This window comes from Aquicella lusitana, assembly GCF_902459475.1.
GTDB lineage: Bacteria > Pseudomonadota > Gammaproteobacteria > DSM-16500 > DSM-16500 > Aquicella > Aquicella lusitana.
This window is the reverse complement of the sequence record NZ_LR699114.1, coordinates 18,971-33,434: the sequence shown is the minus strand read 5'-3', so window position 1 is coordinate 33,434 and position 14,464 is coordinate 18,971. Positions and strand designations below refer to the sequence as shown.

The window sequence follows — 14,464 nt, the reverse complement described above, 5'->3', positions numbered from 1 at the left end:
TAATTTTTTTAATAAAATTCAAAAGCGTTTTTTAATCTGGGCTTTAGCCATTGTTGACAAATGATGCTGATTCTACAGAAACCGCTGTCATCCTGAGCGCAGCGAAGGATCTCTATATGCACAAGAGGAGATCCTTCGCTGCGCTCAGGATGACAAATTCGTGAATCTGTCAAACGGCCAAAGTCCAGTTAATATATTAATTCAGTAAATCAAAAAACTTCTGAAACAACCACTTGCTGTCCTCAGGCCCGGGCGCTGCCTCAGGGTGAAATTGTACAGAAAAAAACGGCAAATGCTGGTGTTCAATGCCAGCAACGCTGTTGTCGTTCAGATTACGGAATGAAACCCGCCAGTCGGCAGGCAAGCTGTTTTCATCAATGGCATAGCCATGATTCTGGGAAGTGAGATAGCAGCGATTGGTTGAAAGGTCCAAGCAGGGCTGATTGTGCGACCGGTGTCCAAAGGGAAGTTTATAGGTTGTCGCACCTACAGCAAGCGCCATTAATTGTGTGCCGAGACAAATGCCAAAAACAGGTTTCTGTTTCGCCATGGCCTTGCGAATAATTTCAACGGTTTTACCGCACCGCGTTGGGTCGCCCGGTCCGTTGGAGATAAAGACACCGTCAAACGCTTCCTGGGTAAAATCATAATCATAAGGGACTCGTTTGATACGCACAGGAAAAGCTAACAGCGAACGCAGGATATTTTCTTTCATTCCACAGTCAATCGCAATGATCGTCTTTGTTCCCGAACCATAGTAACAAGGTTCCTTAATGGACACTTCTCTGACCCAGTCATGCTGATCAAAATTCTCGAAATGATCCAGCTTGGCATGCAGCGGGGCAATCGCTCCCGGGGCAACACCCTGGGTTCTCAGCACCTTGGTCACAGCTCGGGTATCAACGCCGGTTAAAACAGGTATTTTCTGATCCGCAAGCCACTCGGCTAACCCGGATTGTGCAGCGTGATTGGAATAAAAAGGAGACAGTTCGGATACAATGACTCCGCGTACATGAATTTTTTGTGATTCCCAGGTCGCCCGCTCGGCTACACCATAATTACCTATTAAGGGATAGGTAAAGACAAGAATCTGGCCAGCATAGGAGGGATCGGTCAACGATTCGGCATAACCTACCATGCCAGTATTAAAGACGACTTCCCCAAAAGAGGGATGCTCCTGATTGTCAGGGATGGTACCGTAAAAAACTTCTCCTGATTGTAGAACTAGCTGTGCATTAGGGAGCATATTTTCATATATATCTTATAGTCGCGTATTTGTACCATTTTTAAGCTAGCCGTGCAAATGGTCTTTTGATCCCTCTGCGCAAGGTTAAAGCGAGACTCAAGCATTTACAACCTCATTGATATCAAGTATTTTCCTTATCAACTCAAGGCTTACCGTGAGGTCATTTAGATGGAACAGGAATCGCTCATTTACTCCCTTTATCAAATCGGCGCCATCCAGTTCGGCGAATTCAAATTAAAAAGCGGCCAAACTTCTTCTATTTACATTAACCTGCGTAAAATCATTTCCTACCCGGATATTTTGCGGGTGATTGCAAACGCCATGTGGAAAAAAACTCGCGGCTGCCATTTCGATCTCGTCTGCGGCGTACCTTACACGGCACTGCCCATCGCCACTTGTATTTCACTTGAACACAACATTTCCATGATCATGCGTCGAAAAGAAAAAAAGGATTATGGGACGAAACAGCTGATTGAAGGCGAATTCCAGGCAGGACAGCGTTGCCTGATCATAGAAGATGTGGTGACCACAGGAGGCAGCATTATTGAAACAGCGAATGATCTGGAACAAGCAGGCCTTGAAGTCAAAGATGTGGTGGCACTTATCGACCGCCAGCAAGGCGGCGGCGAAACGTTATCACAAAAGTTTCAATTCCACGCCATCTTGTCTTTGTCTGATATTTTACAGTCGCTTTTGGGCTCCACCCTGCTAAATAAGACAGAACGCCAGATCCTGGAAGATTTTTTGCGAACGAGAGCTATCTAAATGAGACATTTATCTTATACCGAGCGCGCAAATTATTGCCTTTCACCTCTCGCGAAACGGCTATTGCAATTAATGGATGAGAAGCAAACTAACCTCACCATATCGGCTGATGTCACCTCCGCCCAGAAGCTACTTGAACTTGCTGACCAGTTGGGCCCTGAAATTTGTATGCTGAAAACACACATAGATATCATTTCTGATTTCACTCCCGATCTTACGCATACACTGCGTAAACTGGCGCATCAACATCATTTTCTTCTATTTGAAGATCGAAAATTTGCAGACATAGGCAATACAGTCAAACATCAATATGAAGGCGGGATTTATCACATTGTTGATTGGGCTGACATCATTAACGCACACAGTCTGCCAGGGCCTGGGATTGTGCAAGGCCTTGCTCAAGTGGGCCGTAAAAAAAATCGCGGATTGGTGCTCATTGCAGAAATGAGCTCTGCAGGCCATTTTATGAATGTGGATTACATCCGAAGTACATTAAAAATGGCAGAGCACACGTCAGATTTTGTCATTGGTTTTATTACGCAGCATGCACTGTCCGCCGATCCGCACTGGATCCATATGACGCCTGGCATCAAGCTTGAAACAGGAAAAGATGCCTTAGGTCAGCAATATATCACGCCTAAAAAAGCCATTCTTGAGCACGGCACAGACATCATTATTGTTGGAAGAGGCATCATCGCTGCAACAGATCCGGTTGCTGAAGCGCGCAAATATCGCGAAAGCGGGTGGAATGCTTATTTGAAGCGATGTGAAAAATAGTTCGGCTTCTGGATTTCCTCCACGAAAACATTGATCTTCAGGATTTTCATCTGCAAAAAAAAGCCCGGCATGAAGCCGGGCTTTTTGCTTATGGAGGTTAAGCCTGTGCAACTAATTTGCATTTTCTGGTATCGATACCTACTCCATTGAATGCATTGCGCACACCTTCGAGATCATATCCATAATCCATCGCCGCACTAATCACACCGCAGGCACCTTGAGCAAACGTACTGCTCGACGTCCAATAGTGCTGGTTTGCTTTTACCATCACATCAAACGCTTTTCTGACATCCCAGTCTTTTTCTTTTGAAAGCAGATAGAATGCACGGTTATAAATGCCGCTGCTTAAATGCACATTGGGAATACGGTAACGTGAGCTTACGTCATCCTTATGCCGCTTTACATAGGCATCGTAATCATTGGCATTTTGTAAGGAACAGTTTTTACCTTCTTCAGGATCCCTGACAAATTTGCAATCATCGCTTGGATTTTCCATATAGCGCAACACAGGAAGCACGCTGGTTTTAGTGATTTCAGGCCCAATTTGCCAGCTATTTTTGCCCAATGAATAATACTCTGCCGCTTGTGCTGCCATGTCAGAGAACGCTTCATTCATGCCGCCTGACTGCTGATCATAAATAAGTCCGGCATGCTGCTCAGTAAAACCGTGGCTGATTTCATGCGCCGTGACGCCCAATGAAGTCAAAGGATAAAAATAGGTTTCACCATCGCCAAAATACATTTTTTCCTTTTCTGGATCCCAATAAGCATTGTCTGGGTCGGCGTTGCCATACTCGTCATAATTAGGTGAGTGCGTGACCATCGTTAACATTAATGGTTTGTTATAAGGATCGACCAGCGGTGGCACCTTGTACCAAGCCTGATACATATCGCTAATAATTTTACCGGCATAAAGCGCATCATGATTAGGTGAATAACCGCCATTAATTTCATCGCTTGCGCCATCCCAATAAACATTATTATGCTGAGGGTCCGGTTTATCACAGGAAAAAGAAGCGATTTTATTCTCGCCTTTACGGTAGTCCGCGACAGTGACTTCATGATTTCTCAGATAGCAGAGTTTTTTGGCTGAATCGCGCTGTATATCCCACTGAGAAAGATGGCCTGTTAATCCATCGTATACCAGCTGTCCCATTTTTCGGTTCCCACCAAAGCCTCCGCCCGTCGCATTGTCCAATAACTTGGGATCACTTCCAACATCTAGTGTTTTGATTTCATCCCACTCGCGATAAATTTTCAGGTTTTCTGCATCCATGATAAAACTGGGTATGGCTGGCCGCGATACGGACGGTTTAGCATAAAAGCGGACATGAAATGCCCAGCGCGCCTTGTTTTCTCCATCAACATAGACGATTAACTTGCTGCGCTTATTTTCAATTGTCGCCTTAGCGCCCAGATTTTTTTCGTAATAGGCGACAGCTTCCTGAATGGCTTTATCTGCTTGTGCCTGATTAAAAATAAAAGCGGGTGCATTTTGCAAATCAGTTTGTAGATCTTGATACACCACTCCATTCATCGTGGTCTTTGCGCTGGGTGCTGCTGCTAATGTCTTGCGAAAACTTTCTGTGCGCTGCCCATGCGGAATGTGTAACACAGCATCGCCGCCCCATACCGGGTAGCCGTTATAAGTTTGTTTAACGCGAACATGCAGCGTTTGATTGAAATCGGTAGATTGGCTGACCTGTTCCAGGTCCGACACACCAGCGGTTGCGCCCGCTTTCAATGCAACGGGAGAAGAAAATGATCGTAGAAATGACATATCCTGCTGACTGAGGTCCACTGGCCGCGCTGAAAATGCGGGCAGTGCACTGAGGCACAACAAAGAAAAAATACCAGCTTTTACAAAATTAGACATGGTTCCATCCTCGCTAGATTTAGGAGTTGAACTGAAATTCCTTTACGTAAAAATTAAAAATGAATTTTTTAATTATGCGTTACGTAGAAAAAACTTATTGCATAGGTGAAAAAAAAAGTAAAGCCTTAGTCGGCGCTAGTTGCCGGGAAGCATTGAAATAACATCTCATAAACCGGGCTTTGGCCATTTTACAAAATGCTCAATAACGCTGTCATCCTGAGGATGACAGCATTGTGAAGTCTGTCCATTTTGTTTGTTGGCCCGATATAAATGACAATTGCGAACTTTCCCCCTCGTCATTGCCAACTTGGCATCTCAATGCCACTCTCCCCAATCAACCACCGCTGCTTTATTTTTTTACAGCATCGACTAGGATATAGACAGGATATTATGTACAATAAGCCGGCCTTTGATGGCTTAAATAAGAACCACAAAAGCCATTACCTTATATAACTACTTAGGAGTCCCGAATGGTCGAGTCCAACGAGGTTGTTACCATGAATACAAAAGCCCATATCAATCTGTCTGCTGAAGAATTAGTTGAGATCGCCCTTGCCCGAGGCGAAGGTGAGCTTGCTTCCAACCAGGCTTTAGTGGTGAAAACCGGTGCTCGAACAGGACGCTCCCCCAAAGACCGTTTCATTGTCCGTGACGAAATCACGGAAAACCAGGTGGACTGGAACACGATTAATCAGCCCATCAGCCCTGAAAAATTCAATGCCTTATGGCAAAAAGCGCAGGATTATCTCGATACCAGGGATGCCCACTTTATTTCCTTTTTGAAAGTAGGCGCCCACGAAGAACTGGGCGTTCCCGTTAAAGTTATCACAGAACTGGCCTGGCACAATCTTTTCGCTCGTGTCTTATTCATACGTCCCGAAAAGCCGGCCACCACCGTCGTTCCCAATCAATGGACCATTTTAAGCGTGCCTGGCTTTAAAACCGATCCTGCCCGCGATGGCGTCAATGGCGATGCCGCGGTCATTCTTAACTTCAGCCAGCGCCGCATCCTGATTTGCGGAACGCATTACGCTGGTGAAATGAAAAAAGCCATGTTTTCCGTACTGAACTTTATCCTGCCGGAACATAACATCCTGCCAATGCATTGTGCCGCTAACGCGGGTGAGAACGGCGATACGGCTCTTTTCTTCGGCTTGTCAGGTACGGGAAAAACCACGCTTTCTGCTGATCCCGAGCGTTTTTTGATTGGCGATGATGAGCATGGCTGGGGAAATGACGGCGTTTTCAATTTTGAAGGCGGCTGCTATGCCAAATGTATTGACCTCTCTGAAGAGCGGGAACCCTTGATCTGGAATGCGATACGTTATGGCTCTGTCATCGAAAATGTGGTGCTGGATCCCGTAACCAAAAATCCTGACTATGGTGACGCCAGTCTCACTCAAAATACACGAGCAGCCTATCCCCGAGAATTTATTCCACAGCGCGTGGAAAATAATCGCGGCAGACAGCCAAATGCGGTGCTTTTTTTAACCTGCGATCTTTATGGTGTGCTCCCGCCCGTCGCCCGGCTGACGCCTGAGCAAGCAGCTTACTATTTCTTGAGCGGTTACACTGCCCTCGTTGGCAGCACAGAAGTAGGACAAGGTAGCGGCATCAAACCTACCTTCAGCACCTGTTTTGGCGCACCCTTTTTCCCACGACCGCCTCGCGTCTACGCCGAGCTTTTAATGAAGCGCTTGCAAAATTTCGACACGCAAGTCTATCTGGTCAATACCGGCTGGTCAGGCGGCGCTCACGGTGAAGGCGGCAAACGTTTTTCGATTCCTACCACACGTGCCGTGGTAACCGCTATTGTGAATGGCAAATTAAAAGATGCGGAATATGAAAAATTGCCAGGCTTTAATTTTGATATTCCCAAAGCAGTAGATGGGGTTGAATCTAAATTATTAAATCCCCGCAAAACCTGGAATGACACTGCAGCCCATGACAAGTATGCGCGCATTCTGATCGAACAATTTATTGAAAACTTTAAACGGTTTAATGTCAGTGAAGCGATCAGGAATGCAGGACCTAGCCTGGATTAACTCAAGCGCCTCGCCCGCCTCACAACGGGCGAGGCAATATCTTCTTAAGACTTAACCCATACATTTTCTATCTTGTTGCAAGTGTAAGAAGTCGCCTGCATATCGCTCGATTGATTGGGCAACATCGTTTTACTGGGCACCCAACCGCCTGAATAAGAAGTACTGGATCGCGTGCAATCATTCGTACAGCCGGCGAAACAGCCTGATGGGCAATGAAGCCTTCCGCAACCACAACCCAGCTCAATACCATTACAAGTGGAATCACACGAATAACTGATTGAGGAATTCGCTTTAGGATTCCAGTAATAATTTTGGCCGACATTTGCCGCGGTTAATGCATAACCTGTGGGGCAAGACAATTTACCGCCGCTGTATGGAGAAGTGGAAGTCACCTTTAGCGTATCTTGAGCGCCCGAAGTAACCGTTCTGGGCTCCTGTTTTTGAGCGATCAAATGAGCCTTTTGAATGCTGGTAGAGTCAACAGCAAAAGAAAAACCTGCCAAGCTTAGGCCAAGCAAGCTGACTATAATGAAAAAATAATGCCTGATTATTCTGAACATGCAACGTTCCTCATTCCAGTATTTAAGCTTATAGTGGTATAAACATAGCATTATTTTTTGAATATGTCCTTACCCAACAACATGACGATGACCATTCGCACCCAACTCGCTGCCGTTAAAAAACGGATTGCAGACTATGCTGAAAAATATGGGCGCAAAGCCGATTCCGTTCACCTGCTCGCCGTCAGCAAGGGTCAACCCATTGAAAAAATTGAAGCTGCTTTTCAAGCGGGACAACCGGATTTCGGCGAAAATTATTTACAGGAAGCGCTCTCAAAAATAGACAGACTGGCCCACAAAGCCATCACCTGGCATTTCATCGGGCCGGTACAAAGCAACAAAACACGCAAAATCGCCGAGCATTTCGCCTGGGTTCACAGCGTGGATAATAAAAAAATAGCTACGCGACTGAATGATCAGCGGCCCTCCCATTTACCGCCGTTAAATATTTGCATAGAAGTGAATGTGAGCAATGAGTCCAGTAAATCCGGTGTCAGAGCCGAAGAAGTATTACCGCTTGCGCGCTATTGTATGGGCTTACCTAACATCAAATTGCGCGGTTTAATGACCATCCCTGCGCCGCAAAAAGATTTTGCGGCGCAGCGTCAAAGCTTTCATGCCTTATTTTTGTTATGGCAAAGACTTCGGGAGCAGGGATGCGAACTGGATACATTATCCATGGGAATGTCAGATGATTTTGAAGCTGCGATTGCAGAAGGTTCAACGCTTGTTCGCATTGGCACCGCCATTTTTGGTAGCCGAGCATAGGGTAATTCCTAACCTCTGCTAAATCTTCCATATTGTACCATAATCACAACACATCGATTTAGGGTATAAATAAACTATAGGGAACTTTCCAATAGAGGCTGCCAGTATGATCAAACAATTTACAAGGATGGCGCTCTTATTTTTGTCACTCTTCATTTTCGCATCTGTGGCAAGCGCCGCCAAAGTCAAAGGCATTTATCTGACTCAATACTCGCTCGAAAACACCGCTTTTCTCAATCAGTTAATCAAAAATGCCAAAGCAGCCGGGATTGATACTTTTGTGGTGGATCTGGAAATTCCCTCCAAGCGCTACAGGGAAAATGTCGCGCTGTTGAAGGAAAATAACATCCGCTATGTTGCTCGTATCGTAATGTTTCCTGATGGTGGTACCCATGCAGCGATTTCAAACCCTGATGTCTGGCAAAAAAAATATAAACTGGTAAAACATGCCATTGATTGGGGTGCAAAAGAAATTCAATTAGACTACATTCGTTATAAATCTTCTCAAAAACCCTCTGCTGAAAATGCGAAGAATATTCACAACATCATACAATGGTACAAAAATAAACTATCGGGGCAGAACATCCCACTACAAGTAGATGTATTTGGTGTCGCAAGTTATGGTGAGTCAAAACACATAGGCCAAAATATAAAAATGTTCTCACAAAGTGTCGACGCCATCTGCCCCATGGTTTATCCGTCACACTACTGGCCCTTTCAGAAACATTACAAAATACCTTATGAAACCGTTTATGATTCATTAACACGCATTCAAAAACAGTTCGACGGCAAAATGCCAATGAAGATGTACGCTTATATTGAGCTATCCAACTATCACTACCGCATGTCCCGCGCACAAAAACTGGCATACATAAAGGCGCAAATCAAAGCTGTCAATGATGCCAATGCTGATGGGTGGTATGCATGGAGTCCGCACAATCGATATGAAAATTTGTTTTACGTCTTACAAAATCAAAAGAAATCCGCAGAATAATTAAATCGCTACATGATGATGAGAGATATCCCCCCGCAAGGGGGGATTTTTTTTGTTTGTTTCTGTCAGTTCGCTAAACACTAGCAAGCTTGTTTGCCGCTAAAAATCTTTTGAAATTCATTGGTTGTTTGAGCGACACCACTACAATTAGGCGCAGCACCACCATTTGGACAGTTGCCATTATCGCGGTTAGCTGACCACATGGACAATAGGCCAATATTTTTCTGATCAGCAAACTGCTTTAAGTAACAGGCATCATTCAGTGTGAAAGTCTCACCCTGCGTGTCATTTTTACCAATCATGGGCGTGACGCCTATCATGGCCCAGATTTCTGCTTCAGATTTTTCAGGATAAATCTTCTTGATCTGATTTACTGTTGAAACCGCTGCCTTAGCTGCAAGTTCACCCATGTTTGATGCGGGATAACCATAGTCCATTGCCATGATATTCACATACGCAATTTGTGCACCAACCTTGGCAGCACTATTCAACGCATTAATACCATCCGTTAAACCTTCCGGCAAAACAGCAAGGGTATAACTTATTTTTATATCCTTATAAGCTGGATCCTTCTGCAACAGGACAATGGCTTGCGCTAAACGATCCATACGGTCTTGGTGAGCAGGCGCATCACCTTCGATATCAAAATCAATTTGTTTAACATGAAAGGCATCAATGACACGCACAATCTGTGCCTTCAGGCTTTCAGGTGTCGTACACGCCGCTTCCAGTGGAAGATTTGCCTGACCGCCAAATGAAGGAACCACATTTCTACCTTGCGCTTGCATACGAGTGACTTCATTTGCAAGATCAGCAAAGCCGTCTATCTCATAATATGTTCCCCAGGTAGCATTGCATTGATTGTTTCTGTCCGCTACAACAAAGCCCAGTCGTGCAATTTTATTATCTGCCTCAGCTGCTGCATCTGCAAAATGATAAAATGGCCAAGCGGTTGTATCCACAAATGGGCCGACCACGCGGCTAGTATCGATCTTCCCATAGCTAACATTGACCTTGATGCCTTCCTGTGCAACAAATGAAGCGGGTTTAATGGATACGCTATATCCCGTCACATCACTACTTGCCACACTATAGACAACAGCGTCATCCAACATGACAGTCGCCGTTCCCGCGCCGTTATTCAGATTAACCTCTTTTTCCACCGGCTTTGAATTATTATTAGGCGTAAAGCGTAACTGTATAGAAGAAACTGATGACACCTTGTTTAACCCGCTCACATCAATATTCACTACATCCTGTTTGACCGGCGCGCATTGGTACTGGACCTTGGCAGTGGCAGGATGCGAAATATCCTCTGCTGCGGTGATACTTGCCGGATTAAAACTCGCTGTACACTGAAATCCACCCTGACTGATGACGGGTGTGCTAAACGTGTACTGCTGTAAAGGAACCAGATTGTGGATGACATTGCTCTGATTCCACTTCACAGCTTTAGGTCCAGTTGATCCGCCCAGCGCATCCGTCAATGTAACCTGCACATCCTGCGAATAATCTTTTAACTCCGAAGGCAACGCCGGCATTTGAATGTCAATGACACCGTCTTTCGCGGTTGCCTGATAATGAATGCTTGAAGACACTGTCTTGTTGGCTTCCACTGTCACCTTTTCCGGCTGCACGCTACCTGTATAGGTGGTATTGCCGATCTGAAAACTTTCTGCCTTGATGGTGTAAGTACCAGGCGCAACAGGAACAGATTTGTGGCTGTTCCACCCCAGTGATATCTGCTGAGTAATCGTCTGGCCGTTGTAGATATCAATTACGGGCGTTGTGCTCACGCCGGCTGGCTGACTGGATTGGTTTATCAGCTCGATTGTGCCTGTCTCAACGGGCGGCTGATTAAGATAAACTCTTACCGAATCGGCATCATAACCTGGTTTTGCTTCCCCGTAATTCAGCACAATGGTTTTGCCTGCCGCAAGTTTTGTGTTCGGTTTCCAATACGCGTCTCCTTCCGGAAATTGCAAACGAATGGTAGTGCGATAATGATCGCCCTCTGATGCTGAAACTGCAGCCGGAGAAGGATTGGGATAGCTGACTGCGCTAAAGTCTCCCCACACACTGGTATTGAGTGACTTATCGCTATTAAATTGAATCACTGCATTTTGCATGTCCACCGCCTGGGCGCAGTGATTCGTAATTGTTAAATTAACTGTACTCCAATATTCGTTACCGCCAGGCGCTATCGAAAACTGACCTGTTACACAAGCCGTCGACTGGGGCGCAACTATTTGCCCTGCCATCTTATTTCCCGCATACACATTCGCACTGTTGAGTACAAACGCGCAAAATAACCACCCTAAACGTTTATTCATCGCTTCTTCTCCAAGACGGTATGCCACGTTGATTGAGTTAATAGGAAAAGGGCAAAGACAGCAGGCTGTTTCACCCTTTTCCTTTACTACTCCAGGGTGAGAGTCTTTCTCGATGTGGGGTTTTCCTTAAGTCCTAAACCTCAAGAAAAGATTTATTCATCTCTTAAGGTTTCCTTAAGGTTATAAGGTCAAGAGCGTTCTTTGTCAATTCTGAAGATGACAGACCAGATCTTGGCCATTTTTGACGGTGTTTAGGTACTTGCCATCCTGAGCGCAATTTTAGTGCAGTTTTGTCATTCTGAGCGCAGCAAAGAATCTCTTGTTGTGCATTTTGAAATCACTCGAGCAAAAAACGCTCTCAGAATATCAGCCATTTCTGTAGAACCAGCATCATTTGTTAATGGCCAAAATCCAGGTTACCCTGAGTCTTTAAATTCATGATAGGATTGATAAATAAAAGAATTTTCAGGAGCACCGCAATGCACACGCCTGTTATCTCCATCATCGGCGCCGGCAACATGGGTTCAAGCCTCATTGGCGGTCTGATTAAAGACGGTCATCCCAGTGATAAATTATGGGCTGCCGACCCAAGCGGCGAGAAACTGACGCAGCTCAAAACAAAGTTTGATATCAATACAACCAGTGACAATGCCCAAGCCATACAGGCCGCAGATACAATCATCTTCGCTGTTAAACCGCAGGCTTTTGCCCATGTTGCCCTACCCTTAAAAAAAGTGATCGCAGAACGCAAACCGCTGGTCATTTCAATTGCCGCCGGCATCCGGGAAGCGAGTATTCAACAGTGGTTGAACGGCAAGACACCGATTGTGCGGGCGATGCCGAACACGCCTGCGCTTATTGGCTGTGGTGCCACTGCGCTTTATGCCAATCCCTATGTCACAGAATCACAGCGAAATCTTGCCGAATCAATTTTACGCGCTGTGGGTGTAGTAGTGTGGCTCAATGATGAAAAATTAATGGATACCGTCACAGCCTTATCGGGCAGCGGCCCTGCTTATTTCTTTCTCATGATGGAAGCACTCCAGGAAGCAGCTGAAGATCTGGGCCTGCCAACAGAAACCGCCCGTCTACTGACGCTGCAAACTGCGCTGGGCGCTGCTCGCATGGCAATTGAAAGCGGCACATCACTTGCCGAATTAAGACGTAAAGTCACGTCCCCTGGCGGTACTACCGAAAAAGCCATTTCTGTGCTAGAAGAAAACAATATCCGTCGCCTGTTTAAACAGGCATTGCAAGCAGCAAAACTGCGCTCGGAAGAATTAGCTACTTTATTAGGAAAGGAATGAACAATGTTTAATACGCTTCATACCGCGATACTTTTTTTAATCAGCACGCTTTTCGATCTTTATCTTTTTCTTTTAACCGTGCGAATCATTCTTGTCTATGTAGGCGCTAATTATTTCGATACCATCACCCAGTTTGTTGTCAAATTGACTGACGTAATTGTTCGACCACTTCGGCGCCTGATACCCAATATACAGCGAATTGAAACAGCATCCATTGTGGCTGTTCTCGTGCTCGAGACCCTTAAATTCTTCCTTATCTCGATTTTGAGTTATGGCATGCCCAATCCTGTTGGTCTGCTCATACTGGCGATAGGCGACTTCATCAAACTGATTCTTGTCACCTTTTTCTATGCCATTATCCTGCAGGTCGTTTTAAGCTGGCTGCAACCCCAGTCACCTGTCAATCGCACTTTGTATCAATTCACCTCACCTGTTATGCGTCCCTTTCAACGCCTTATTCCTCCCATAAGCGGCATTGATATCTCCCCTATTCCAGCCTTGATCGTGCTGCAGCTTCTCATCATTCTGCTCGCGAATCCCATTATGGCAGCGGGCATGGGTGTTGCGCTTGGCTAAGCCTGAAGCGCCCTGGTATTACTGGCGTGACAGCGCGCTTTACCTGCACATTTATCTACAGCCGCGAGCGAGCAAAAACGAAATCACGGGTGTGCACGAAGACTGTCTGAAGGTGCGGCTCACTGCCCCGCCCATTGAAGGCAGGGCCAATCTGGCGCTGCTTAAATATCTTGCCCACTGTTTTAAAGTGGCTGAAAGGCAAGTGACGCTGGTTAAAGGTGAACAGAGCCGTAAAAAATGGATACGCATTGACTCCCCAAGAGATTTAAGTCTGATAAACACCTAATTGACCAGGCCGGCCAAATCTGGTAAGTTATTGAACAGTTTTGTTGCGACCGCCTCTAAAACACAATGAAAAATGAAATAATGACTTTCAACGTCTGCCATACTATGCAAAATCTGCTTAATTACGCCGATCTTGTTAACGACACTTGCAAGCCGCTATTTAAAATCACCGGGGCCAGCCATTTCAGTTATGTGGAAATGGATCAAAACGGAAACTATTTCTGGCTGGGCAGTAATGATGCTTATTTTGAGAAATGCATCCATCAACAACTAGTGAATGATGCGCCACTTAGCATCTTAAAAACCTATCCCAAACCGGGTTTTTATCTTATCGATGTTTATCCCGTCGAACTTAAGCAATACAGCATGCCCGTGTTATCGCTCCTTAACCACTTCGATTATGGTCATTCATTTCGTATCCTTGAAATCACCCAGCAAACACAGCGCGTATTAAAACTTTATTCGTATGATGCACCACTTGAAAGACAAGACGTCAATCATACGTATATTAATAATCTGGATATATTTAAAAAATTTAATGGTTATTTTGATAATAAGATTGCCGCTATTCGAAAAAACTTATGCAAAAATAAAATTGAAAAGACAAAACGCTGTGAATTCAATCAACTGATTAAATTGTCTATCGAACAACAGGAAAATGCAGAGCAATTTAACCTGACTGATCTTTGTTTAATGCAATCCCGCGAAACCAAAAAATCTGTTCTTATGACGCCGCGCGAAAAAGAAATATTGTTTTGGTACATCAAAGGCAAAACCGCTGAAGAAACCGCAAGCATCCTAAAAATATCACGAAGAACCATTGAGCGTCATTTTGAAAATATGCGCGAAAAATTCGGCTGTTTCTCCAAGAGCCAAATTGCGTTGAAGGCGATGAATGAGATGGAAATGTGATTGAAAATAAATCGCCTTAT

The 14,464-nt window shown here is 45.1% G+C and carries 13 protein-coding genes; 9 read left to right on the top strand and 4 right to left on the bottom strand.

From position 1 onward, the window contains the following. Window positions 1-196: 196 nt before the first annotated feature. A complete protein-coding gene (gene carA / locus AQUSIP_RS00180; protein WP_114834943.1) occupies window positions 197-1,246 on the bottom strand; it encodes a glutamine-hydrolyzing carbamoyl-phosphate synthase small subunit in 1,050 nt (349 codons plus the stop codon). A 168-nt stretch (window positions 1,247-1,414) separates the two neighbouring features. On the opposite strand from carA, the gene AQUSIP_RS00175 reads away from it, so the two are divergent. Then, complete coding sequence (locus AQUSIP_RS00175; RefSeq protein ID WP_114834944.1) at window positions 1,415-2,011, top strand: orotate phosphoribosyltransferase; 597 nt, start codon at window positions 1,415-1,417, stop codon at window positions 2,009-2,011. Then, window positions 2,012-2,788, top strand: coding sequence for an orotidine-5'-phosphate decarboxylase (gene pyrF, locus AQUSIP_RS00170; RefSeq protein WP_114834945.1), 777 nt, complete (start codon window positions 2,012-2,014; stop codon window positions 2,786-2,788). 97 nt (window positions 2,789-2,885) lie between these two features. Here the strand turns inward: pyrF and AQUSIP_RS00165 are convergent, their stop codons facing one another. Then, the gene (locus AQUSIP_RS00165; protein ID WP_114834946.1) at window positions 2,886-4,664 is read right to left on the bottom strand and encodes a M4 family metallopeptidase; all 1,779 of its coding nucleotides are present in this window, start codon (window positions 4,662-4,664) and stop codon (window positions 2,886-2,888) included. A gap of 470 nt (window positions 4,665-5,134) precedes the next feature. On the opposite strand from AQUSIP_RS00165, the gene AQUSIP_RS00160 reads away from it, so the two are divergent. Next, the gene (locus tag AQUSIP_RS00160; protein ID WP_114834947.1) at window positions 5,135-6,709 is read left to right on the top strand and encodes a phosphoenolpyruvate carboxykinase; all 1,575 of its coding nucleotides are present in this window, start codon (window positions 5,135-5,137) and stop codon (window positions 6,707-6,709) included. Between the two features lie 44 nt (window positions 6,710-6,753). Here the strand turns inward: AQUSIP_RS00160 and AQUSIP_RS00155 are convergent, their stop codons facing one another. Then, entirely contained in the window at window positions 6,754-7,269 is a 516-nt protein-coding gene (locus AQUSIP_RS00155) for a hypothetical protein (RefSeq protein WP_114834948.1), read from the bottom strand. Between the two features lie 63 nt (window positions 7,270-7,332). On the opposite strand from AQUSIP_RS00155, the gene AQUSIP_RS00150 reads away from it, so the two are divergent. Together AQUSIP_RS00150 and AQUSIP_RS00145 are read left to right on the top strand one after the other, a co-directional pair. Beyond that, entirely contained in the window at window positions 7,333-8,037 is a 705-nt protein-coding gene (locus AQUSIP_RS00150) for a YggS family pyridoxal phosphate-dependent enzyme (protein ID WP_232058669.1), read from the top strand. A gap of 106 nt (window positions 8,038-8,143) precedes the next feature. Then, window positions 8,144-9,031 carry a putative glycoside hydrolase gene (locus AQUSIP_RS00145; protein WP_114834949.1) on the top strand — a complete coding sequence of 296 codons (888 nt, stop codon included), beginning with the start codon at window positions 8,144-8,146 and terminating at the stop codon, window positions 9,029-9,031. 80 nt (window positions 9,032-9,111) lie between these two features. Here AQUSIP_RS00145 and AQUSIP_RS00140 read toward each other — a convergent pair whose 3' ends face one another. Then, window positions 9,112-11,364 (bottom strand): chitinase, encoded by a 2,253-nt coding sequence (locus tag AQUSIP_RS00140; protein WP_114834950.1) that lies wholly within the window; start codon window positions 11,362-11,364, stop codon window positions 9,112-9,114. Between the two features lie 479 nt (window positions 11,365-11,843). On the opposite strand from AQUSIP_RS00140, the gene proC reads away from it, so the two are divergent. The 4 genes from proC (at window position 11,844) to AQUSIP_RS00120 (ending at window position 14,444) form a co-directional block, all read left to right on the top strand. Further along, entirely contained in the window at window positions 11,844-12,671 is an 828-nt protein-coding gene (gene proC / locus AQUSIP_RS00135) for a pyrroline-5-carboxylate reductase (RefSeq protein ID WP_114834951.1), read from the top strand. A gap of 3 nt (window positions 12,672-12,674) precedes the next feature. Further along, a complete protein-coding gene (locus AQUSIP_RS00130) occupies window positions 12,675-13,247 on the top strand; it encodes a YggT family protein (protein ID WP_114834952.1) in 573 nt (190 codons plus the stop codon). Continuing rightward, window positions 13,240-13,533 (top strand): DUF167 domain-containing protein, encoded by a 294-nt coding sequence (locus AQUSIP_RS00125; RefSeq protein WP_114834980.1) that lies wholly within the window; start codon window positions 13,240-13,242, stop codon window positions 13,531-13,533. Before AQUSIP_RS00130 ends, AQUSIP_RS00125 begins: the two co-directional genes overlap by 8 nt. Before the next feature lie 80 nt (window positions 13,534-13,613). After that, a complete protein-coding gene (locus tag AQUSIP_RS00120; protein ID WP_170131854.1) occupies window positions 13,614-14,444 on the top strand; it encodes a helix-turn-helix transcriptional regulator in 831 nt (276 codons plus the stop codon). Window positions 14,445-14,464 lie beyond the last annotated feature (20 nt).

What these genes read in the sequence shown, in the direction of transcription:
- carA (WP_114834943.1), bottom strand. Translation starts at nt 1,246, where the DNA reads ATGCTCCCTAATGCACAGCTAGTTCTACAATCAGGAGAAGTTTTTTAC.
- AQUSIP_RS00175 (WP_114834944.1), top strand. Translation starts at nt 1,415, where the DNA reads ATGGAACAGGAATCGCTCATTTACTCCCTTTATCAAATCGGCGCCATC.
- pyrF (WP_114834945.1), top strand. Translation starts at nt 2,012, where the DNA reads ATGAGACATTTATCTTATACCGAGCGCGCAAATTATTGCCTTTCACCT.
- AQUSIP_RS00165 (WP_114834946.1), bottom strand. Translation starts at nt 4,664, where the DNA reads ATGTCTAATTTTGTAAAAGCTGGTATTTTTTCTTTGTTGTGCCTCAGT.
- AQUSIP_RS00160 (WP_114834947.1), top strand. Translation starts at nt 5,135, where the DNA reads ATGGTCGAGTCCAACGAGGTTGTTACCATGAATACAAAAGCCCATATC.
- AQUSIP_RS00155 (WP_114834948.1), bottom strand. Translation starts at nt 7,269, where the DNA reads ATGTTCAGAATAATCAGGCATTATTTTTTCATTATAGTCAGCTTGCTT.
- AQUSIP_RS00150 (WP_232058669.1), top strand. Translation starts at nt 7,333, where the DNA reads ATGTCCTTACCCAACAACATGACGATGACCATTCGCACCCAACTCGCT.
- AQUSIP_RS00145 (WP_114834949.1), top strand. Translation starts at nt 8,144, where the DNA reads ATGATCAAACAATTTACAAGGATGGCGCTCTTATTTTTGTCACTCTTC.
- AQUSIP_RS00140 (WP_114834950.1), bottom strand. Translation starts at nt 11,364, where the DNA reads ATGAATAAACGTTTAGGGTGGTTATTTTGCGCGTTTGTACTCAACAGT.
- proC (WP_114834951.1), top strand. Translation starts at nt 11,844, where the DNA reads ATGCACACGCCTGTTATCTCCATCATCGGCGCCGGCAACATGGGTTCA.
- AQUSIP_RS00130 (WP_114834952.1), top strand. Translation starts at nt 12,675, where the DNA reads ATGTTTAATACGCTTCATACCGCGATACTTTTTTTAATCAGCACGCTT.
- AQUSIP_RS00120 (WP_170131854.1), top strand. Translation starts at nt 13,614, where the DNA reads ATGACTTTCAACGTCTGCCATACTATGCAAAATCTGCTTAATTACGCC.